This is a genomic window from Candidatus Palauibacter sp., from assembly GCF_965213655.1.
In the GTDB taxonomy this organism is placed as follows: Bacteria; Gemmatimonadota; Gemmatimonadetes; order Palauibacterales; family Palauibacteraceae; genus Palauibacter.
The window spans coordinates 83,631-105,424 of sequence record NZ_CBDBZT010000002.1 but is presented as its reverse complement, the minus strand read 5'-3'; the positions used below and the strand labels follow the sequence as shown (position 1 = coordinate 105,424).

At 66.2% G+C, this 21,794-nt stretch carries 16 protein-coding genes and 6 pseudogenes; 19 read left to right on the top strand and 3 right to left on the bottom strand.

Annotated elements, in window-relative coordinates:
• Positions 1 to 124: 124 nt before the first annotated feature.
• Positions 125 to 3,172 (top strand): amidohydrolase family protein, encoded by a 3,048-nt coding sequence (locus tag ACOOGH_RS01485; RefSeq protein WP_420447227.1) that lies wholly within the window; start codon positions 125 to 127, stop codon positions 3,170 to 3,172.
• A gap of 4 nt (positions 3,173 to 3,176) precedes the next feature.
• Here ACOOGH_RS01485 and ACOOGH_RS01480 read toward each other — a convergent pair whose 3' ends face one another.
• Positions 3,177 to 3,392 (bottom strand): hypothetical protein, encoded by a 216-nt coding sequence (locus ACOOGH_RS01480; protein WP_420447226.1) that lies wholly within the window; start codon positions 3,390 to 3,392, stop codon positions 3,177 to 3,179.
• Between the two features lie 61 nt (positions 3,393 to 3,453).
• Between ACOOGH_RS01480 and ACOOGH_RS01475 the strand changes: the two are divergent.
• From ACOOGH_RS01475 to ACOOGH_RS01460, 4 genes and pseudogenes are all read left to right on the top strand, one after another.
• Positions 3,454 to 4,633, top strand: a pseudogene (locus tag ACOOGH_RS01475) (IS3 family transposase).
• A 581-nt stretch (positions 4,634 to 5,214) separates the two neighbouring features.
• Positions 5,215 to 5,451, top strand: a pseudogene (locus ACOOGH_RS01470) (YgjP-like metallopeptidase domain-containing protein); the annotation flags it as partial.
• Positions 5,452 to 6,141: 690 nt separating this feature from the next.
• On the top strand, positions 6,142 to 6,480 hold the full coding sequence (locus tag ACOOGH_RS01465; protein ID WP_420447225.1) for a MobC family plasmid mobilization relaxosome protein: 339 nt from the start codon (positions 6,142 to 6,144) through the stop codon (positions 6,478 to 6,480).
• Positions 6,470 to 6,907 (top strand): annotated as a pseudogene (locus tag ACOOGH_RS01460) (relaxase/mobilization nuclease domain-containing protein); the annotation flags it as partial. The gene ACOOGH_RS01465 and the pseudogene ACOOGH_RS01460, both read left to right, overlap by 11 nt.
• A 108-nt stretch (positions 6,908 to 7,015) precedes the next feature.
• Here ACOOGH_RS01460 and ACOOGH_RS01455 read toward each other — a convergent pair.
• Positions 7,016 to 7,219: a hypothetical protein gene (locus ACOOGH_RS01455; protein ID WP_420447352.1), complete on the bottom strand. Its 204-nt coding sequence runs from the start codon at positions 7,217 to 7,219 to the stop codon at positions 7,016 to 7,018.
• On the opposite strand from ACOOGH_RS01455, the gene ACOOGH_RS01450 reads away from it, so the two are divergent.
• The 13 genes and pseudogenes from ACOOGH_RS01450 to ACOOGH_RS01390 form a co-directional block, all read left to right on the top strand.
• Positions 7,209 to 7,706 (top strand): hypothetical protein, encoded by a 498-nt coding sequence (locus ACOOGH_RS01450; RefSeq protein ID WP_420447351.1) that lies wholly within the window; start codon positions 7,209 to 7,211, stop codon positions 7,704 to 7,706. The two genes, ACOOGH_RS01455 and ACOOGH_RS01450, sit on opposite strands and share 11 nt — an antisense overlap.
• Positions 7,707 to 7,715: 9 nt before the next feature.
• Positions 7,716 to 7,973 (top strand): hypothetical protein, encoded by a 258-nt coding sequence (locus tag ACOOGH_RS01445; RefSeq protein ID WP_420447350.1) that lies wholly within the window; start codon positions 7,716 to 7,718, stop codon positions 7,971 to 7,973.
• Between the two features lie 43 nt (positions 7,974 to 8,016).
• Positions 8,017 to 9,273: a tyrosine-type recombinase/integrase gene (locus ACOOGH_RS01440; protein ID WP_420447224.1), complete on the top strand. Its 1,257-nt coding sequence runs from the start codon at positions 8,017 to 8,019 to the stop codon at positions 9,271 to 9,273.
• Positions 9,233 to 10,423 (top strand): annotated as a pseudogene (locus ACOOGH_RS01435) (HsdM family class I SAM-dependent methyltransferase); the annotation flags it as partial. The gene ACOOGH_RS01440 and the pseudogene ACOOGH_RS01435, both read left to right, overlap by 41 nt.
• A 460-nt stretch (positions 10,424 to 10,883) precedes the next feature.
• A complete protein-coding gene (locus ACOOGH_RS01430) occupies positions 10,884 to 11,096 on the top strand; it encodes a hypothetical protein (RefSeq protein WP_420447223.1) in 213 nt (70 codons plus the stop codon).
• A pseudogene (locus tag ACOOGH_RS01425) lies at positions 11,083 to 13,187 on the top strand (GmrSD restriction endonuclease domain-containing protein). The gene ACOOGH_RS01430 and the pseudogene ACOOGH_RS01425 overlap by 14 nt, the downstream one beginning before the upstream one ends.
• Positions 13,184 to 14,677: a restriction endonuclease subunit S gene (locus tag ACOOGH_RS01420; protein WP_420447222.1), complete on the top strand. Its 1,494-nt coding sequence runs from the start codon at positions 13,184 to 13,186 to the stop codon at positions 14,675 to 14,677. Before ACOOGH_RS01425 ends, ACOOGH_RS01420 begins: the two are co-directional and overlap by 4 nt.
• Positions 14,674 to 14,901 (top strand): DUF433 domain-containing protein, encoded by a 228-nt coding sequence (locus tag ACOOGH_RS01415; RefSeq protein WP_420447221.1) that lies wholly within the window; start codon positions 14,674 to 14,676, stop codon positions 14,899 to 14,901. Before ACOOGH_RS01420 ends, ACOOGH_RS01415 begins: the two co-directional genes overlap by 4 nt.
• A 59-nt stretch (positions 14,902 to 14,960) precedes the next feature.
• On the top strand, positions 14,961 to 15,227 hold the full coding sequence (locus tag ACOOGH_RS01410; protein WP_420447220.1) for a hypothetical protein: 267 nt from the start codon (positions 14,961 to 14,963) through the stop codon (positions 15,225 to 15,227).
• A 1-nt stretch (position 15,228) separates the two neighbouring features.
• Positions 15,229 to 18,252 carry a type I restriction endonuclease subunit R gene (locus ACOOGH_RS01405; RefSeq protein ID WP_420447219.1) on the top strand — a complete coding sequence of 1,008 codons (3,024 nt, stop codon included), beginning with the start codon at positions 15,229 to 15,231 and terminating at the stop codon, positions 18,250 to 18,252.
• A 48-nt stretch (positions 18,253 to 18,300) separates the two neighbouring features.
• A complete protein-coding gene (locus ACOOGH_RS01400; protein WP_420447218.1) occupies positions 18,301 to 19,305 on the top strand; it encodes a restriction endonuclease in 1,005 nt (334 codons plus the stop codon).
• Positions 19,306 to 20,221: 916 nt separating this feature from the next.
• Positions 20,222 to 20,560 (top strand): plasmid mobilization protein, encoded by a 339-nt coding sequence (locus ACOOGH_RS01395; protein WP_420447217.1) that lies wholly within the window; start codon positions 20,222 to 20,224, stop codon positions 20,558 to 20,560.
• Positions 20,550 to 20,939, top strand: a pseudogene (locus tag ACOOGH_RS01390) (relaxase/mobilization nuclease domain-containing protein); the annotation flags it as partial. The gene ACOOGH_RS01395 and the pseudogene ACOOGH_RS01390, both read left to right, overlap by 11 nt.
• A 171-nt stretch (positions 20,940 to 21,110) precedes the next feature.
• On the opposite strand, the gene ACOOGH_RS01385 reads toward ACOOGH_RS01390, so the two are convergent.
• On the bottom strand, positions 21,111 to 21,299 hold the full coding sequence (locus ACOOGH_RS01385) for a hypothetical protein (protein ID WP_420447349.1): 189 nt from the start codon (positions 21,297 to 21,299) through the stop codon (positions 21,111 to 21,113).
• On the opposite strand from ACOOGH_RS01385, the gene ACOOGH_RS01380 reads away from it, so the two are divergent.
• Positions 21,289 to 21,786, top strand: coding sequence for a hypothetical protein (locus ACOOGH_RS01380; protein ID WP_420447348.1), 498 nt, complete (start codon positions 21,289 to 21,291; stop codon positions 21,784 to 21,786). The two genes, ACOOGH_RS01385 and ACOOGH_RS01380, sit on opposite strands and share 11 nt — an antisense overlap.
• Positions 21,787 to 21,794: the final 8 nt, after the last annotated feature.

Sequence of the window (21,794 nt, the reverse complement as noted above, 5' to 3'; positions counted from 1 at the left end):
GTGTCTGGCCGGTGACTGTCGCTCGAAGCTCGCTGGCAACTGCCCGACCGCCGATCCTTGCGGCCATGGCGGAAGCGGAGAACCGTTAGGCGTCGAGCCCACAGCCCTGGAACGGAGCTGACCCATGTCGCACGTATCGGTGCCCCGCCGTCGTCGTTCGTTCAACGCGCTGCCACCGCTGGCCGCGTTCTTCCTCCTGCCCCTGGCTGCCCATGCCCAGGATCGTGACGTGCGCGTCACGGTCTCCGAGGGTACGAACATGGCTGCGGCCCTCTCCCCCGACGGGGGCCGGATCGTGCTCGACCTTCAGGGCACGCTGTGGGTGATGGACGCCGGGGGCGGCGAGGCGCGCGCGATCACGGACATGTACTACGACGCGCGGCAGCCGCAGTGGGCGCCGGACGGGAGCCGGATCGCGTTCCAGTCGTTCCGGGACGGCCGCTGGCACATCTGGTCGATCCGGCCCGACGGCTCCGACCCGCAGCAGCACACCTTCGGCCCGTACGACGAGCGGGAGCCGGCGTACTCCCCCGACGGCGGCACGATCGCCTTCGCCTCGGACCGGTCGGGGAACTACGACATCTGGACGCTCGACCTCGCGAGCGGAGTCACCAGCCGGGTGACGGACGCCCCGAGCCACGAGTTCACCCCGCAGTGGTCGCCCGATGGCGAAGCCCTCGCCTTTGCCTCGGACCGGGATGGCGGGACCATCCTTGTGCGTCGCACTGACGGCTCGGGTCGGGTCGCGGCCCAAGCCCCTGGCGCAGTGTCTCCCGCCTGGAGTCCGGACGGAACGCAGATCGCGTACGCGGCGGTGGGCCGTGGAGAGACAGGACTCCATGTGGCGTCGCTCGACGCGGAGCCGGGGCTGGGACCGGACGCAGGGTCCCGCCGCCTCAGCCCGGACGACGCGGATGTCTTCCCCTTCCGTCCCATGTGGACGGGGGCCGATGAAATCGCCTACACCGGCGACGGACGGATCCGGCGCGTGTCGGTGGATGGCACGCAGGCGGCGGACATCCCCTTCGAGGCCACCTTCGCGTTCACGCGGCCGGACTACGAGCGCACGCCGCGTTCCTTCGACGAGGGCGGGCCGGAGCCCGTGCTCGGGATCGTCGCCCCGGCAGTGTCCCCGGACGGGCGCTCCATCGCCTTCACCGCGCTCGGCGACCTCTGGCTCCTCGACACCGAGGCTGGTGGCGCGACCCCCCTCCAACTGACGGACGACCCCTTCGTCGACGTGATGCCGTCGTGGTCGCGCGACGGTTCGCGACTCGCGTACGCGTCCGACCGTGAGGGGTCGCTCGACATCTGGGTGCGCGACATGGACACCGGCGCCGAGCGGCGGGTCACAATTCTGCCGGGCGGCGAAGTCGGCCCCGTGTTCGCTCCCGACGGTGAGCGGATCGTCTTCACCGCGGTCATGGGCCTGCAGAGCGGCGTCCAGATGGTGGACCTCGCGACCGGCGACATCACGACGATCCGAGATGATCTGTTCGCCTCCAGCCGGCCGTCGTTCTCCCCGGACGGGCGGACGATCGCCATGTCCGTCCTCTCCCAGTACTCGACGCGCTTCCGCGAGGGGCGGAACGAGATCCTCCTCCAGCCGCTCGACGGCGGCGAGACGCGCCGCGTGACGGCGGCCGAGCACCGGAACATGGGCGTGCGGGCGCTGGACGGCCCGGCGTGGTCGCCCGACGGCCGGCACATGGCGTACGTCAGCGAGGGTGTGCTGTGGCTGGTCGAAGTGGACGCCACCGGGGCGCCCAGCGGACCGCCGCTGCGCCTCACGAACCACCACGCCGACGCGCTCTCCTGGACGGGCGACTCCCGTTCGATCGTCTACCAGACGACGCGCGGCCTCCGCCGCTATCACCTCGACGACGGAGCGATCGACGAGATCCCGGTCGACCTCGAGTGGCGGCGTCCTGCCCGCGAGGGCTCCGTAGTCGTTCACGCCGCGCGCGCCTGGGACGGGCTCTCGGACGACGTGACGGAGAACGTGGACCTCATCGTCGAAGGCAACCGCATCGCCTCCGTCGTCCCCCACAGCGACGCCAATCACGAAGCCGCGGCCGACGGCGGGGGCGACGTCGTGGACGCCGGCGACCACACCGTGCTCCCGGGCCTGGTCGACATGCACTCGCACATGGGCTACGGGATGGGCGAGGCGCTCGGCCGCACCTTCCTCGCCTACGGGGTCACGACGATCCGCGACCCGACCTCCGACCCGTATGAGATTGCGGAGCGCCGCGAGTCCATCGACTCCGGCCGTCGCATCGGGCCGCGGGAGTTCGCCACCGGCCGCACGATGGACGGCAACCGCATCTACTACTCGGGCGCCGGCTCCCTCGGCCCCAACGGCAACCTCGCGCTCGAACTCGACCGCGCCGAACACACGCGCTATTCGCTCATCAAGACGTACGTGCGCCTGCCGGATCTCCTCCAGCGCCGGATCGTGGAGTTCGCGCACTCGATCGGAATTCCGGTCGCGAGCCACGAGATCTATCCGGCCGTCGCGCACGGGATGGACCACGTCGAGCACATCTCGGGCACGAGCCGCCGCGGCTACTCCCCGAAGGTCACGGCGATGTACCGCACCTACGACGACGTGATCCAGCTCCTCACCGCCTCCGGCATGACGATCACGCCCACCATGGCCCTCATGGGTGGCTGGTGGAAGTCGGTCGGTGACGACCCAACGTGGACAACCGAACCTCGCTTCGAGGCGCTGTTCCCCGCAGGCATGGCCGAGAGCATGGCCGCGCGCGCCGCCGCCCGGGGCCGAGCCAGCGGCATCGACGACATGCTCGCCGACGCCGGCCACACCGTGACCCGCGTCGTCCGCGGCGGAGGCAAGGTCGTGGCCGGCACGGACTCCCCCATCATCCCCTACGGCGCCGCCCTCATCGCCGAAGTCGAGAACTACGTCTGGGGCGGCCTCACCGAGGTCGAGGCCCTGCGTACGGCCACCTCGGTCGCCGCCGAGGCTCTCGCCATGGAAGGAGAGATCGGCACCCTCACCGGCGGGGCGCTCGCCGACATTCTCATCGTGGAAGGCAACCCGCTGGAGAATATCGAGGACCTTCGCCGCGCGCGGATCGTTCTCAAGGACGGCGAGATCTTCCGCCTCGAGGACCTGCTGGAGCCGCCGAGAGCCCTCATGCCCTGACCGCCTACGATCCCTTCCGTATCCGGAACCGGTAGATCCACGGGATGCCGAGGGCATCCTCCCGCACACCCCAGACGTGCTCGACGCCGATGTGGTGTATGACGAGGTCCTCCGGTGCCACTACTTCGGCGACAATCGTCCCCGAGCGGTCGAGGACCAGCCACCGCGCACCCTCCACGTCCCGGTGCCGCACCCAGGTCGTCCCATCGGTCGCCAGCACCACTGGAGTTGCCCCGCTTTGACGGACACCTATCCATTGGGGTCAAGCAAGGAGGTGTCCTATGGCGGGCCGGCAGGGGCGGTATCCGTCCGAGTACAGGGAGCGGCTGGTGGAACTGGCGAGGAGCGGGCGTAGCGCCGCGTCACTCGCCCGGGAGTTCGATCCGTCGGAGCAGACGATCCGGAACTGGGTCCGGCGGGCGGACGTGGACGAGGGGTTCCGTAGCGACGGGCTGACGACGGAGGCGCGCAACGAACTGCGGCGCCTGGAGCGTGAGAACAAGCGGCTCAGGATGGAGCGGGACATCCTAAAAAAAGCCGCGGCCTGACCACCGCTGCGCGGCGGTGCCCCGCGCAGGAGAGCGGATCGATCCCCGGCGGGGGTACGCGTTCATGAAGGCGCACCGGGCCGAGTTTCCGCTTCGGGCCATGTGCCGGGTGCTGGGTCTCTCCCCCAGCGGCTACTACGACTGGCTCAAGCGTCCTGCCTCGGACCGCGCGCGGCGGGACGCGCAACTCGAGGCGCGGATCGGGGCGATCTGGACCGGGAGCGGCGAGACGTACGGCCGTCCGCGGATCCACGCGACGCTCAGGGCCGAGGGCGAGCGGGTGGGCCAGAAGCGCGTGGGGCGGCTGATGAGGGGCTTGGGGATCGAGGGCGCGACCAGGCGGCGCTTCAAGACGGCGACGACGAAGAGGGACACCGAGGCCCGGCCCGCGCCGGACCTGGTGAGGCGGGACTTCTCGGCCTCCGGGCCCGACGAGCTGTGGGTGGCCGACATCACGTATGTGCCCACTTGGGCGGGCTGGCTGTACCTGGCCGTTGTGCTCGACGTCTGGAGCCGTCGCGTCGTCGGCTGGGCCATGGCGACGCACATGCGGACCGAACTCGTCGAGGCCGCGCTGTCGATGGCCCTCGCGCGCCGTCGTCCCCGGGGGCGCATCGTCCATCACTCCGACAGGGGCTCGCAGTACACCTCGCTCGCCTTCGGGGAGCGCTGTCGCGAGTCGGGCATCGCCCAGTCCATGGGCTCGGCGGGCGATGCGTACGACAACGCCATGTGCGAGTCGTTCTTCGCGACGCTCGAGTGCGAGCTGATCTGGAAGCGCTCCTTCCGCACGGCGGACGAGGCGCGACGGGAGGTCTTCGGCTTCATCGAGGGCTTCTACAACACCCGGCGGCTGCACTCCGCACTCGGCTACGAGTCGCCGGCAGACTACGAGAGGAACCATGCGGCCTGAGGCGCACCGGCGGCGCGCACGGACGTCCTCTCCCGAGCGCCTGAGAGAGGCCGAAAGGAGAAGAGCCCGAGACGATCAACCACAGAAACTAACCGTCCGTGAAAGCGGGACAGCTCCACAGTGTGTCACCCTTCAGTTCCTTCCATTCATCGGCATGGTCGTGACTCGCACCGCCATCCTTGCCCTCGGCGCCTACGGGTCCTCGATCTTTTCCAACCATGGGTTCGACTCCGTGCTGTCGATCACGAAAGCGTCTCGCACACTCCAACCAATCGGGCGGACATTCGGCCAACCATATGATAAGGGCATCATCTACTCCGAACCAAAGACGTCATCGCTGAAATGACCCTGGTGGCATGTGGGAGCGGCGCAGTCTGGTAGACCGGGGACCTGCCTTTCCCGCCTACTTTGGCCTTCCTGCAAGGACTGCTGGACTGGGAGCGCCCCCCACGGTGTAGGGGTCCGGGATATGCACCGGGCTCGTCTCCGCGAGCGCGTCCCCGAGGTCCTCGCCGAGTGGGAACCCCGGATCGGCGTGAGCGTGGACGACTGGCGCATCCGCCGAATGAACGCGCTGGGGCACCTCCAACGCGGCGGCCCGCCGAATCTGGCTCAACTCCGAACTGGCCAAGAAGCCCCTACCGTGCCTCGAATACGTTGTCCTCCACGAGATGGTCCACCTCGTCGAGCCGAGCCACAACGAGCGCTTCCAGGAGATCATGGACCGGGCGATGCCGGGTTGGACCCTGCGCGCCGATGAGTTGAACCGCTCGCACCTCGCCGATGAACGGTGGGAGGCATCGCCGAACGGCGATTGAGCGCGGGAGCCTTGCAGGCTGACCGACGCCCTGCCTGGGGCCTTCGCCCCGTTGCTGAAACACTTTGGCACGGTCGCCCGTATGGAGGTGCCCGGTAGCGCGGACGGGCTCGCCAGATGCGGACGATGGAGGCGCTTTCGACACGCCGCTGGCGGCGGCTTCCCGAGGCTCCCGTACGTTACCGGACATCCTCGAACGTTACCGGACAAGAGGAGGTTTCCGAAGGGTTGACTGCCTCAAGGACGGTTGTTCAACGTCTCGGGTATGGAGACGCTGACACAGCCGCTCAACAGGGAAGCGGGCGACGGGATCGCCCATCTTGACGCTCTCCACGGTGCGCGCGGGTCCTGCGGCTTGACGGGACACCGGACCGAGTCGGTTGCGCTCGGATGCCGCCGGGGAGAGGCGTTCGCCCACGGCCGGAGTTCGCGGTTCATGGACCGCGAACTCCAAGACGCCGGGCGGCGCATGAGCGCATCGGAGAGGCGGATGCCGCGCGTTGAGCCGACCCGTTCACGGGCGCGGCCCACGGACTCGTTTGCCGCGGTTAAGGCCGCTAAGCCAGCCACCCACGGTATAACCGCGGGGCTGGCGAGGGACGTTGCCCCTTCGATCCCCAACAGACCCGCGCTCCGATGGATTGCGCGGGCGGGGGCGTCGCCCCCGTTCCCCCCGTGACGGCGCATCGCGATGGCTAGACGCCGCCCGGTTCTGGTTGCCGTCCGCCTCACGCCGGGCGAGTCCGCCGACTGGCGGGCCAAGGCGAAGGCCGCCGGCGTACCGCTGTCCGCGCTGATCCGGCGAGCCGTGGCCCGTACACGGACATGGACCGCACGCGCGGCCGAGGTCGAGCGCGAGCGCACCCGGCAGGTGTCGCGGATCGGGAACAACCTCAACCAGATCGCCAAGTGGGCCAACACCCACAAGGGGGCGGCCGAGGCCGTAGAGGTTCTCGCCCGTCTGGTCGCCATCGAGCGCGCGCTCGGCGCGCTGGCTCGCTTCGAGAATCCGGATCGCGATGCACATTAAGTTCCTCGCGCACGGGACCGGCTCGGCCGGCAAGGCGGCTGGCTACCTCCTCGGGGAGCGGGACGCGACCGGGAAGCTGCGCGAAGGCGTCGAGGTGCTGCGCGGGAACCCGGACATGGTGGCCTCGGTCGCCGACTCGCTCGACTTCGAGCACAGGTACACCTCCGGCGTGATCGCCTGGGCGCCGGAGGACCACCCCACCGACGAACAGATCGAAGCTGTGCTCGACGAGTTCGAGAAGACGGCTTGGGCGGGGCTGGAGCCCGACCGCTACGCATGGGCGGCCGTGCTGCACCGGGAGGAGGGCGGAGGCGCACACGTCCATGTCCTCGCCGCCCGCTGCGACCTGGCGACCGGCCGAAGCCTCAACATCGCGCCTCCGGGATGGCAGCGGACGTTCGATCCGCTCCGCGACGCCTTCAATCACGAGCACGGCTGGAGCCGACCCGACGACCCGGAGCGGGCCAGAGTGCAACACCCCGGCCACCGCGCCTACATCGAGGCGACCCGGCTGCGGGCCGGGCTCCGGCTCGAATCATCCCCCCGAGACCTGATCCGGGACTACCTGCTCCAGCGTGTCGAGCACGGCGCGGTCAAAGACCGCCACGATGTTGTCGCCGCGCTCCGGGAGGCGGGCCTCGAAGTGCCGCGCCAGGGCATGGATTACATCACCGCGCTGGACCCGGAGACCGGAGACCGGTGGCGACTGAAAGGAGAACTGTACGGAGTTGATTTCCAACGCGAACGATTTGACCGAGCGGCTGCGGAAGCGGCTGGAGAGCGAGCGCAGGGAGATCGAGGAGTTGACCGTGGACGAGCTCGAAAGGCTCGCCGAGCACTCGCGGTTCGTCGCGAGGATCGCGGTGCGTACCATCGAGCGCGATATGGGGGAGGCGACCGGCAAGATGCGCGAGTTGCTGGCCAGGGCGTGGCAACGGCCGCTGATCGTCGGCCTGAGTCTTTGGATCGGTTTCTTCGGCGGAAGCTGGGCGACAATGCGCTGGTTGGCGAGCAGCATCCAGGACCGGATCGTGACCCGCGCCGAACTGAACCGGGACATCGAGGACGCCCGGCGGACGCTGGCCCAGCTGGAGGTGGACACCTGGGGGCTCGTGCTCCTCGAGATCAAGGGCGAGCGGTTCGTGGTGGTGCCGGATGGGGCGCTGGCCGATCCGCCCTGGTGGGTGGACGGGGATCGTCCGGCGTTGAAGCTGTTGAACGAGTAAAGGAGGTCTATGACCGCGTTAGAGGAGCAGTTGACCAGGGCCTTGCGGAGGCTGTGCGCGCAGTACGAAACGGAACAGCAGCGGCACTCCGAGCAGGTCGAAGCCTTGCAGCAGCACGTCGAAGTCTTGCAAGGGCACGTCGAGCGGCAGAGCGAGGAGAACGAAGCCTTGCAGGTGCGAATCAAGCGGCTCGACGTGCTGGCGACACGCTTGGCCGAGTATTCCGGGATACCCACCGGCGCGAGACCGCGCGGTCTCCGTATCTGATGCGCCGCCCGGGACCGGACCGCGACCAGGGTCCGAGCCGCTGATGGCTACGGGCAGGGCTGGATCTGGCGCGGGCAACACCGCTAAGCGAAGTTTCGGGCGCGCAGATCGTGCGGTCCATCGCGAGAGGAATCGAATGATGGCACGCACGAAGCAGGACCGGCGCAGCTACAGCGCTGGCGAGTGGGGCCGGAACCGGGTGAGGGTGTTTCCCGACCCGAAGACCGGCATTTTCCAGATTGAGTGGCGCGAGAACGGGCGAAGGCTCACTCGGTCCCTGAAACACCGGGATTGGAGGAGAGCCAAGCGGCAGGCCGACGAGGCCGCCGCAGGCCTCGCGACGTACGAGCCCAACGGCAAGGCCGTGGCCGAACCCGAGCCGCTCACGCTGGAAGGGCTTTTTGACATCTACGGGGAGGAGGTGACGCCGACCAAGGGGTCTTCGTCCCGCATGCACGACCGGGCGGCGACGGCGATGTTCCTCGACTTCCTCGGTCGGAACCGAAGACCCGAGACGCTGTCGCGAAGGGACTGGGACCGGTTCATACGGGCGCGGCGCGCGGGCAGAGTCGGTCCGAGCGGTCAGCCCGTGTCCGACCAGACCATCGGAAGGGACCTCACGTTCCTGATGGCGGTGCTCAACTGGGCCGCGAGGTCGAGAGACGAGCACGGCCGCCTGCTGCTCGACAGAAACCCGCTCAAGGGTCTCAGGAAACCCATCGAGAAGAACCCGGTTCGCGTCGTCGTGACGAACAAGGAATACCGGGCGCTTCTGGACGTGTCCCGCCGGGTCGGCTGGCGGTTCCACGTCGCACTCGTGCTGGCGCACGAGACCGGGCACCGAATCGGGGCCATCCGGCACCTCAGGTGGGCCGATATCGACCTCGACGGCGAAACGATCCGGTGGCGGAGCGAGCACGAGAAGACGGGATACGAGCACCGGACCCCGTTGTCCGCCAAGGCGCTCGCCGTGCTCAAGCAGGCGTGGAGGCGGAGCCCCGGGATCGGGGACGCGCCGGTGCTGCCCTCGGCGAAGTATCCCTTAGGATGCGTGAGCTCGTCGCAGGCGCGCATCTGGTGGTGCAGAGCCGAGCAACTCGCCGGGATGGAGCGGAAGCACCGGAGGGGATGGCACTCGCTGAGGCGCAAGTTTGCGAGCGACCTGATGGACCAGCCGCTGAAAGTGCTCTGCGAGCTTGGCGGCTGGAAGAACGCCAAGACGGTGCTCAACTGCTACCAGAGGCCCGACGAGGGACAGCTTCGGAAGGCTCTGGAAGCCCGTCGCGGGGCACACGACTGAAATCTCATTTGGCGGGAACCAAACAGCGGGAAATGGACCACGAAATCCCGTAAGGCCAAGTGATACAGCCAGATACCAGACTCGGAGTCAATGCCTGGCCAACAAGCTGTCGAAGATGAAGCGGGACACCCCGCTCGGCAGCCGGATCGCCGAGGTCCACAACGGCAGTTCGCTGTTCACCGGATCGGCGGGCCAGGGCGAGAGCAACATCCGCCGGTGGATCATCGAGAGCGACTGGCTGGAGGCCATCGTCGCGCTGCCGCTCAACATGTTCTACAACACCGGCATCGCCACCTACGTCTGGGTGCTGACCAACCGCAAGTCCGAGCACCGGCGGGGCAAGGTGCAGCTGATCGACGCGACCAGGTGGTTCCGTCCGCTCAGGAAGAACCTGGGGAAGAAGAACTGCGAACTCGGGCCGGAGGACATCGGAAGGATCTGCCGGACGTTCCTCGACTTCGAGGAGACGGAGGAGAGCCGGGTCTTCGACAACGAGGCGTTCGGGTATTGGAAGGTGACGGTCGAGCGGCCGCTGAGGCTGAAGGTGGATCTGTCACTCGATCGCTCCTCCGGGTTCTCCGAGGCGTGCCGTGATGCCGGGGAGGAGCCGCTCGCGAACGCCGTGGAGCGGGCGGCCAAGACACTCGGCCCGGGGCCTCACTTCGACTTCAACGTCTTTCTCGACGTGCTCAAGGCCGAGATGTCCGGTTGTCGCGCGAAGCTTACCGCCAAGCGAAAGAAGCTGTTGCAGACCGCGCTGGCCGAGCGGGACGAGAAGGCGGAGCCGGTAGTCAAGAGAGTCCACCGGCGAGGCACCGCGCCCGACCCGATCCGGGGGCTGTTCGAGTCTCGCGACGGCTCGAAGACTCGCGTCATCGAGTACGAGCCTGACACGGCGCTCAGGGACACCGAGCAGATTCCGTTGAAGGAAGAGGGTGGGATCGAAGGGTTCCTGCGGCGCGAGGTACTTCCCTACGCCGGGGATGCGTGGTACGTTGTGAAGAGCGTGAGGATCGGCTACGAAATCAGCTTCAACCGATACTTCCACAAGCCCGAGCCGATGCGGACGCTCGAAGAGATCGGGGACGACATTCTGGCGGTCGAGCGCGAGACGGAAGGGTTGCTGGGGGGCTTGCTGGGACACGCGAAGAGTCTGGTTCCCACCAAGCTCCGCGTCTACGTCGACACCTCAGTAATCGGAGGCTGCGAGGACGAGGAGTTCCGTGAACCCTCTCGTCGGCTGATCGAGCGATGCCGGGACGGAGAGGTTACGCTCGTGGTTTCGGCTGTCACAGCGGGCGAGCTCCTATGGGCTCCCCAGCCCGTGCGCCGGGTGCTGCCGTCCATCGGCCCGGAACACCTGGAGAGAATGGAGGTCACACGCGAAGTGGAGACCCTGGCGAATGGGTATATTGAGAGCGGAGCGCTTGGCGAGGGGATGCGCGCCGACGCCCTGCACATTGCCGCTGCGACCGTGGCCGAGGTGGACGTGCTGGCCAGCTGGAACTTCCGGCACATGGTGAACCTGCGCCGGATCCGTCAATACAATGAGGTGAACCAGCTGTCGGGCTATCCTCCTGTCGACATTCGCACCCCGAAGGAGCTTGAAGATGACGAGTGAGGCCGAACGGAAGCCGTTCGACTGCGTGAAATCGATGCGCGAGATCAGGAATCGGATCAGCGACGAGATCGCCGACATGTCATATGCCGAGCTCTCGCGATGGCTCGAAAGGCGGGTGCGCGAGGATCCCTTCTTCGCGTGCATCCCGAAGTCTAGGAAGCCGGGGACGACCTTGAGTGGAGTGCATCGTGAAGGCCACTGAAGCGAAGTTCCTTGAGTTCCTGAAACGGTCCCCCCAATTCGTGATCCCGATCTACCAGCGCACCTATAGCTGGACGGAGCCCGAGTGCCGTCAGCTCTGGGACGATATCCTGCGGGCGGGCCGCAGCGACGACATCGCAGCTCACTCGTCGGCTCCGTAGTTTACATTGAACAAGGGCTCTACCAAGTCTCCAACCAGTCCCCGCTCCTCGTCATCGATGGTCAGCAGCGCCTGACGACCGTGATGCTCCTGCTCGAAGCCTTGGCGCGGCAACTGGGGGACGAGGAACCCGTGGACGGTTTCTCGGCAAAAAAACTCCGCCACTACTACCTCCTAAACCCGCTGGAAGAGGGCGAGCGCGCCTTCAAACTCCTGCTCACGCAGACAGACAAGCAGAGCCTGCTCGCCCTAGTGCAACAGCGACCGGAACCGGCGGAGCCCTCGCTTCGCGTCACGGACAACTTCGCCTTCTTCGAGAAGCGGGTGCTGGAGATATCGACCGACCTCACGACGCTGTGCAAGGGCATCGCAAAGCTGATGATCGTGGATATCGCCCTCAGTCGCGATCAGGATAACCCGCAACTTATCTTTGAGAGCATGAACTCGACCGGCCGAGCGCTCAGTCAGGCCGACCTGATCCGCAACTTCATCCTGATGGGCCTCGACCCCACCCAACAAGAGCATCTCTACGAGGCACACTGGAGGCCGATGGAGGTCGCCTTTGGGCAGGCGGCCTACGGATCGCACTTCGACAAGTTCATGCGTCACTACTTGACTCTCAAGACCGGTGCGATTCCGAACATCAGGGCCGTCTACGAAGCCTTCAAAGGCCATGCCCGTTCGCCCGAGGTGACGGCAGCTGGCATGGGCACCCTGGTCGCTGACATCCAAAAGTACGCTGGGCATTACTGCGCGATGGCGCTCGGCAAGGAGGCCGACAAGGACCTCGGGTCAGCGTTCCAGGATATCCGGGCGCTCAAGGTGGACGTGGCCTTTCCCTTCCTTTTGGAGCTCTATGACGAATACCACCAGCGCAAGCTGTCGAAGGACGACCTCGTCCGGGCTGTACGGTTGGTCGAAGCCTACGTGTTCCGCCGCGCGGTGTGTGCCATTCCCACCAACTCTCTTAACAAGACTTTCGCCACCTTCGGACGTGCGCTCCAAGAGGACCGCTACCTTGAGAGCATCGAGGCGCACTTCCTGACCTTGCCGACCTATCGACGCTTTCCCGGCGATCATGAATTCAAGCGCGAACTATCCGCGCGCGACCTCTACAACTTCCCGCGTCGTAGCTACTGGCTGCGCCGCATCGAGAACGACGGCCGCAAGGAGCACGTGCCAGTGGACGAGTACACCATTGAGCACATCATGCCGCAAAACGAGAATCTATCGGCCAAGTGGCGGCAAGAGCTCGGCCCAGAGTGGGAACGAGTGCAAGAGACCTGGCTACACACCCTCGGGAACCTGACGCTCACTGGCTATAACTCGGAGTACGGAGACCGATCGTTCCTCGAGAAGCGCGATATGCGGGGCGGTCTCGCCGAAAGCCCGCTGAGGCTGAACGAGGGTCTTAGATCTGTCGACATCTGGAACGAAGCCGCCATCCAGGCGCGGGCGAAGCGGCTTGCCGAGAAGGCTGCAAGAGTGTGGGCACCCCCTCAACTGCCGGCCGAGGTGTTGGATGCGTATCGACCGAACGAGGGGCGCCGAGCTCGATACACGCTTGCCGATCACCCCAACCTCACCAAGAGAAGTCCCATGCGGCCGCTCTTCGACGCGTTGCGCAAGGAACTCTTGGCCCTTGATCCCGACGTCACCGAGGAGATCCTGAGGCTCTACGTCGCCTACAAAGCCGAGACCAACTTTGTTGACGTCGTGCCACTGCGGAGCCGTCTACGCCTCTCGCTGAACATGCCCTTCCATGAACTCCACGACCCAAGGGCACTCGCCAGGGATGTAACGAACCTTGGACGCTGGGGGAACGGGGATGCAGAGGCCAGCATCAGTGATCCAAGCGAGTTGCCCTATGTGATGGGCCTCGCGCGCCAAGCGTTCGAGAAGCAGATGGGGGACGGAGACACCGCTCAATGATCGATGGCACCAAGCCCGTTCTCGGCATGAGGGCCACCGGCCTCCGGCCCTATCCGGCCTACAGGGACGCCGGGGTCGAGTGGCTGGGGAAGGTGCCGGAGCATTGGGAGGTGCGGCGAATGGCGACGGTTGCCGACTTGCGGGTCAGCAACGTCGATAAGCACATCCGTGAAGGAGAATCCCCCGTTCGGTTGTGCAACTATGTGGACGTATACCACAACGACCGGATCGGTGCCCGCGTTCCGTTCGTGGCTGGAACTGCCAAGGAGCGGGAGATACGGAAGTTTCGGCTAGCCGTGGGGGACGTGCTAATCACCAAGGACTCCGAGGATTGGTCGGACATTGGCGTGCCAGCCCTCGTTGAGTACGCCTCACACGATCTCGTCTGCGGATACCACTTGGCGATGCTCAGGCCCAATGGGGCATCCCTCGACGGAGGATACCTCTTCCAAGCGCTGAAGGAATCCCGTGTAGCATGGCAATGTCAGGTCGCAGCAGCAGGCGTGACGCGGTATGGCCTGTCGCAGAACGCGATCAGGTCGATGAGAGTCCCGCTTCCACCTCTCACTGAACAGACCGCCATCGCCCGTTTCTTGGACCACGCCGACCGTCGCATCCGGCGCTACATCCGGGCGAAGGAACGGCTGGTCGAGCTATTGGAGGAGCGGAAGCGGGCGCTGATCCACGAGGCCGTCAGGGGCCGGATCGATGTCCGAACCGGCCAGCCCTATCCGGCCTACAAGGACTCCGGCGTCGAGTGGCTGGGAAAGGTGCCGGAGCATTGGGAGAGGCGCCGCCTGAAGACCATCCTCCGCGTGGTCGACCGGCGGTCCAGTACCGGAGAAGAGACGCTGTTGTCGTTGCGGCGAGACCACGGAGTAGTGGTCTACTCTGAGCACTTTACCCGGCCACCACAGGGAAGGACGCTGGTAGGCTACAAGCAGCTCGCTGTAGGACAGCTCGTGGTCAATCGCTTGCAGGCCAACAACGGGCTCGTGTTCTGCTCAGGTGTCGATGGGCTCGTCAGCCCCGACTACTCTGTGTTCGACAAGACGGCACCGCTCCAAATGAAGTACTTGAGCGATCTGTTGAGGACATCGGCCTATCGTTCGCACTTCCGGCGGGTTTCCACGGGCTTGGGGACGGGGACTGCTGGTTTCCTCCGTCTGTATGATGACGTGTTCCTCTCGACGACCGTGTTCCTGCCGCCCGAAAAAGAACAGCTCTCCGTCCTGGAATACGTCGCAATCCAGGTGAGGAAAATCGAGGGATTGATAGCATCGGCGGAAGCGTGTTTGGAGTTGCTTGACGAGTACCGCACCCGTCTGATCGCCGATGTCGTGACGGGCAAGCTCGACGCGCGAGACGCGGCAGCCAGACTACCGGAGACCGACCCGCTCGCCGATGATCGCGACCGGGCCGACCCCATCCCCACCGCATCGAACTTACATTCAACTGCACACGAGATGGCGAAGGAGGCCATACCATGACGAACTGGAAGGATTGCGCGGCCGTCGAGCGGACCCCGGGCAAGGTGAGCGGAGCCTGGGTCTTTTCGGGCACGCGGATTCCGTTGTTCGCACTCTACGAGAACCTTGCCAGCGGTGCCACCGTCGAAGATTTCGTCGAGTGGTTTCCGGGGGTCGAGGAACGGCAGGTAAGAGCGGTGCTCGAACACGAGGCGAATACGTTGAGAACGGCGTTGGCGCGTTGAAGCTGCTGTTCGACCAGGGCACGCCCGCGCCTCTGCGGAGACACCTGCCCGGACACTCCGTGGACACGCTGGCGGAGAAGGGCTGGTCCGAGAAGAGCAACGGTGAGTTGCTCGATCTGGCGGAGCGAGAGGGATACGCGGTTCTGGTGACGACCGACCAGAGCCTGGCCCACCAACAGAACCTGTCTCGGTGGCGGGTCGGGCTCGTCGCATTGCTGTCCACGGACTGGTCTCAGGTTCGCCTGCGCACCGCAGAGATCGCCGAGGCCATCGAGGCGGTGCGTCCGGGGCAAGCCGTCGAAGTGCCGATCCCGCATCGCGGCTGACATGACCACGGACACTTCCGAACGGGGCCTTGAACGCCTGATCTGCGAGGCGTTGACCGGCGATCCCTGCGATCCGCCGCCGAGCGGCACCGTGGGCGAGCCCACCCCCGGATACGGCGGCGTCGGCTGGTCGCCCGGCAACGGTCGCGACTACAACCGCGAGTACTGCGTGGATCTGGTCCAACTCCGGACCTTCCTCCACGCCACTCAACCCGAGTCCGCCGCCGCCCTCCGCCTCGCCGAGGACTGCCCCGCGCGCCGCAAGTTCCTGGCCCGGCTGCAGGGCGAGATCAACAAGCGCGGCACCATCGACGTTCTGCGCCACGGCGTCAGGCACGGTCCCCACCACCTGGAGCTCTTCCACGGCACGCCATCGGCGGGCAACGAGACGGCCCGGCGGCTATTCGAGTTGAACCGCTTCACCGTCACCCGCCAGCTACGCTACAGCAGGGACGAGACTCAGCGCGCGCTCGACATCGGGCTGTTCATCAACGGTCTCCCAGTCTTCACATTCGAGCTCAAGAACAACCTCACGAAGCAGACGGTCCACGACGCCGTCCGGCAGTATGAGAAGGACCGCAACCCGAGGGAGCCGCTCTTCCGGCTCGGGCGCTGCGTGGCGCACTTCGCAGTGGACGAGAGCGAGATCCGCTTCTGCACCCACCTGAAGGGCAAGTCCTCGTGGTTCCTGCCGTTCAACCGGGGCTGGAACCAGGGCGCGGGCAACCCGCCCAACCCGGACGGTCTCAAGATCGAGTACCTGTGGCGCGAGGTGCTGCCCCGCGAGAGCCTGACGGACATCATCGAGGACTACGCCCAGATGTTGGCTCCGAAGGACGCCAGGACGGGCAGGAAGAAGCGCGTCCAGATCTGGCCCCGGTACCAGCAACTCGACGTGGTGCGCCGCCTGCTGGACGACGCGAAGCGTCACGGGGCCGGGAAGCGATACCTGATCCAGCACTCGGCGGGCAGTGGCAAGAGTTTTTCGATTGCGTGGCTGGCGCACCAGATGATCCCCCTTAAGAAGGACGGCAAGACCGTCTTCGATTCGATCATCGTGGTCACGGACCGGCGGATACTGGACAAACAGATCCGCGACACGATCAAGCAGTACGCGCAGGTCGGATCGACCGTCGGGCACGCCGAGCGGTCGGGCGATCTCCGGCGGTTCATCGAGCAGGGCAAGAAGATCATCATCACGACGATCCAGAAGTTCCCGTTCATCCTCGATGAGATCGGGAGCGGGCACCGCGACCGGGCCTTCGCGATCATCATCGACGAAGCGCATTCGAGCCAGGGCGGCAAGACCGCCGGGGCCGTGTCGGCCGCGCTCGGCGAAGGGGACGGCGAGGACGGATACGAGAGCTACGAGGACCGCATCAACGACGAGATCGAGCGCCGGAAGATGCTCGACAACGCCAGCTACTTCGCCTTCACCGCGACGCCCAAGAACAAGACGCTCGAACTCTTCGGCGAGCCGGACCCGCAGAGCGACGGCACGGTCAGGCGGCTTCCGTTCCACACCTACAGCATGAAGCAGGCGATCCAGGAGGGGTTCATCCTGGACGTGCTCGAACACTACACGCCGGTCGAGAGCTACTACAGGCTCGCCAAGACGGTCGAGGAGGACCCGGAGTACGATGTCCGGAAGGCCGGGAAGAAACTCCGGCGCTACGTCGAGGGCCACGAGCACGCGATCCGGCTCAAGGCCGAGATCATGGTGGATCACTTCCACGAACAGGTGCTGGCGCAGCACCGGATCGGCGGCAAGGCGCGGGCGATGGTGGTCACGAACGGCATCGAGCGCGCGATCCAGTACTTCCACGCCATCCGCGACTATCTGAAGGAGCGCAGGAGCCCCCACGAGGCGCTCGTCGCGTTCTCGGGCGAGCACGACTACGGCGGAGGCCGGGTGAGCGAGGCCAGCCTGAACGGCCTGCCCTCGTCGAAGATCGCCGACACGTTCCGCGAGGATCCGTATCGGTTCCTCGTCTGCGCGGACAAGTTCCAGACCGGTTACGACGAGCCGCTTCTGCACACGATGTACGTGGACAAGACGCTTTCGGGGATCCGGGCGGTCCAGACGCTTTCGCGGCTCAACCGGTCGCACCCGGAGAAGCGGGACGTGTTCGTGCTCGATTTCCTGAACGACACAGAGACCATCACGAAGGCCTTCTCGGACTACTACCGGACCACGGTCCTGTCCGACGAGACCGACCCCAACCGGCTCCACGACTTGCAGGCCGACCTCGAAGGGGCGCAGGTCTTCGCTCCCGATCAGGTCCGGGCGTTCGTGAAGCTGTACCTGGACGGCGCGGAGCGCACCCAGATGGACCCCATCCTCGACGGGTGCGTCGCGGCCTACCTCGGAGATCTGGACGAGGACGAGCAGGTCCGGTTCAAGGGCAGCGCCAAGGCGTTCGCGCGCGCCTACGCGTTCCTCTCCTCGATCCTGCCCTACACCAACCTGGGCTGGGAGGAGCGATCGATCTTCCTGAACTTCCTGATCCCGAAGCTGCCCGCGCCGGAGGAGCCCGATCTGTCGAAGGGCATCCTCGAGAGGATCGACATGGACAGCTACCGCGTCGAGAAGCACAAGGTCCGGGAGATCATTCTTGAGGACGAGGACGCGGAGATCAATCCGGTCCAGACGGGCGAGGGCGGAGGCAGGGGCGAGATCGAGACCGACCGGCTGTCGACGATCATCGACGAGTTCAACGACCTGTTCGGCGGAATCGAGTGGGGGGACCCTGACCGGGTCATCCGGACGGCCACGGAGGACATCCCGGCCGCGGTCGCGAAGGACGCCAGGTTCAAGAACGCGCGGCGGAACTCCGACAGTGAAAACGCTCGCGTCGAATCCGACAAGGCGCTACAGCGAGCGGTGCTGGCGATGATGCAGGACGACACTCGACTCTTCAAGCGCTTCTCCGACAACGCGGATTTTCGGCGGTGGCTGTCCGAAACCGCGTTCCGGCTGGCCTACGCGGCAGCTGGTGCCGAAGAGGAGGCATCTCCATTCTGACCGGGTGCGGGTGCGATCAGTTCAAAGAGCCAACGGAGGGAGTTCCACGTGGCTAACGCCAACACTTGGGTCGTTCGGGCTGGAACGGGCGGCGCCTACGCCGACGAGTTCGAAGAGATCGGGATTGCCGCGATTGGCTTCGGTATGGAGGAAAGCGCCTCGGCCTTGAAGTCACGGGACGCAATCCTGTCGGTGTTGACGCGCCAATACCCGAACATGAAGAAGGGGCGAGCGGTCAACTGGGCGAGCCAGCTCTACCGCTTCGTCCACGAAATCAAGCAAGGGGACACAATCCTCACCCCGATCCAGGACACGCGAGAAATCATGATCGGGACCTGCGCCGGGCCGTACCGCTACGAGCCTGACCAGGACCGTGAGCTTCATCACATCCGCCCGGTCTCTTGGACGACGCGCATCTCACGGGACAAGCTCTCCGTGCAGGCCAAGAACAGCGCCGGAAGCACGCTGACGCTCTTTTCGATGAACGAACACAGAGCGGAGATCGAGGCCCTCGCGTCCGGCAAGGAAGTCAAGCCCGATCCTGACACAGGGTCTGACGAGGGGGCGGGTACGCAACTCTTCGAAGAAGTGCGAGGACAGGCCGAAGAGCTGATTTCGGACAAGATCACCCACATGGACCCGTTTGACTTCGAAGAACTCGTAGCAGCCCTCCTGCGAGCCATGGGGTACTTCGCCAGCCGCACAGCCGCGGGCGCGGACAGAGGAGTGGACGTGATCGCCCAGTCCGACGCCCTTGGACTTGAATCACCCCGCATCAAGGTCCAGGTGAAGCAGAGGAATCAGCGCGCGGGCGCGGTCGACCTGCGCAACTTCATCGCTACTCTGCGAGGAAGGGACCGAGGCTTGTTCGTCTCGACGGGCGGGTTCTCTCGGGAGGCACTGTACGAGGCTGAGCGCGTTCCGTCCGGGGTCTCCGTGACCACGCTGACGCGCGACGAGTTCATCAAGCTCCTCACCGACCACTACGAGCGCCTGGAGCCGGAGGCACGAGCGATGATCCCTCTTCGGAAGGTCTTCATTCCGATCGATTAGCATCGCACCCTACAGCTGCCCGACTGCCAGCGATCTCGGGGGTGTTTCTCCGCCCCGTTGGCGACGACCTCCGCCGGCTACTCGACGCTATTGGACCTCCTCAGACGTTATCGACAAATAGGAGATTCCGGGCGGGTTGACTTGCTGGCGGGTGGCTACTCAGCGTTCAAGGCATGGAGACGCGGAAGCACCGGTTCAGCACGCGGGTAGACACTTCCCTCAGGGACCCCGACGCGCCGTCCCCGACGGCCTTGGTGATGAAGCCCCCGAACGTCTCGGACCTCTGGAGGGACGGTAAGCGGGACGGACATCAAGGCGCGATTGGCGGCGCGTGGCCGGACCCCGATGCTGCAACTCGTTGCCTCGGCGCGACGTGGGAAATGGCCTATTTCCCACCCACTTGCACGACTTGCCGACTCCATGTTCGCCTTCATGCCATGGAGATGGAGAGGAGGCGGTTCGCGGCGGTTGAGGGGAGGGTTCGAGCCGGATGCCATCTCCACTACGGACTCTCGTGCCGTCACGGCGCGGCCGCCCGAGCCTGGCGGGCGGTCACTCACCCGAAGGACGCGAGAAGGCGGTGAAGCCCCTGGGCTGGCTGGATCGCCGGGCCAGCACTGACCGGCATCCGGGGAGCGCCCGAGTCTTGCGGCATCCATGCCCGGAACCCTTGCCCGGCGCGGGCGCGTGAGCCCGTGGAGGACGCAGATGCCGCGGGTTGAGCCGGACCGTTCACGGGCGCGGCCCACGGGCTCGTTTGGCGCGGCTAAGGCCGGTAAGCCAGCCTACCCATTGTCATACAATGGGGCTGGCGAGGGGCTGGCTCCCGCCCCCCCTTCGAACCCCCCGCTGTTCGCGCTCCCGAGAGGTCGCGGATGGGGGCGCCGCCCCCTTTCCCCCGTGCCGGTGCGGCGTGATGCCTGAGCGCCGCACTGCCGTCGTCACCGCCCGCGTGTCGGCGGCCGAGTCCGCCGACTGGCGGGCCAAGGCGAAGGCCGCCGGCGTGCCGCTGTCCGCGCTGATCCGGAGGGCCATGGCCCGAACACGGACTTGGACGGCCCGCGCCGCCGAGGTCGAGCGCGAGCGTACCCGGCAGGTATCCCGCGTCGGGAACAACCTCAACCAGATCGCCAAGTGGGCAAACACCCACAAGGGTGCGGCCGAGGCCGTCGAGGTCCTGACCCGTCTGGTTGCCATCGAGCGCGCGCTCGGCGCGCTGGCTCGATTCGAGAATCCGGAGCGCGATGCACGTTAAGTTCTTAGCGCACGGGACCGGCTCGGCCGGCAAGGCGGCCGGCTACCTCCTCGGGGAGCGGGACGCGACCGGGAAGCCGCGCGAAGGCGTTGAGGTGCTGCGCGGGAACCCGGACATGGTGGCTTCGGTGGCCGACTCGCTCGACTTCGAGCACAGGTACACCTCCGGCGTAATCGCCTGGGCACCGGAGGACCACCCCACCGACGAACAGATCGAAGCTGTGCTCGACGAGTTCGAGAAGACGGCGTGGGCGGGGCTGGAGCCCGACCGATACGCCTGGGCGGCCGTCCTGCACCGTGAGGAGGGCGGAGGCGCTCACGTCCATGTCCTCGCCGCCCGGTGCGACCTGGAGACCGGGCGGAGCCTCAATATTGCGCCTCCGGGCTGGCAGCGGACGTTCGATCCGCTGCGCGACGCCTTCAACCACGAACACGGCTGGAGCCGACCCGACGACCCGGAGCGGGCCAGAGTGCAACACCCCGGCCACCGCGCCTACATCGAGGCGACCCGGCTGCGGGCCGGTCTCCGGCTCGAATCCTCCCCCCGCGACCTACTTCGGGACTACCTGCTCCAGCGTGTCGAGCATGGTGCGGTCAAGGACCGCCACGATGTTGTCGCCGCGCTCCGGGAGGCGGGCCTCGAAGTGCCGCGCCAGGGTATGGATTACATCACCGCGCTGGACCCGGAGACCGGGGACCGGTGGCGACTGAAAGGAGAAGTGTACGGAGTTGATTTCCAACGCGAACGATTTGACCGAACGGCTGCGGATGCGGCTGGAGAGCGAGCGCAGGGAGATCGAGGAGCTGACCGCGAACGAGCTCGAAAGGCTCGCCGAGCACTCGCGGTTCGTCGCGAGGAGCGCGCTGCGTACCATCGAGCGCGATACGGAGGAGGCGACCGGCAAGATGCGCGAGTTGCTGGTCAAGGCGTGGCAACGGCCGCTGATCGTCGGCCTGAGTCTCTGGATCGGTTTCTTCGGCGGAAGCTGGGCGACGATGCGCTGGTTGGCGATGAGCATCCAGGACCGGATCGTGACCCGCGCCGAACTGAACCGGGACATCGAGGACGCCCGGCGGACGCTGGCCCAACTGGAGGTGGACACCTGGGGGGTCGCGCTGCTGGAGATCGAGGGAGAGCGGGTCGTGGTGCTGCCGAAGGGGACGCTGGCCGATCCGCCCTGGTGGGTGGACGGGGATCGTCCGGCGCTGAAGCTGTCGAACGAGTAAAGGAGGTC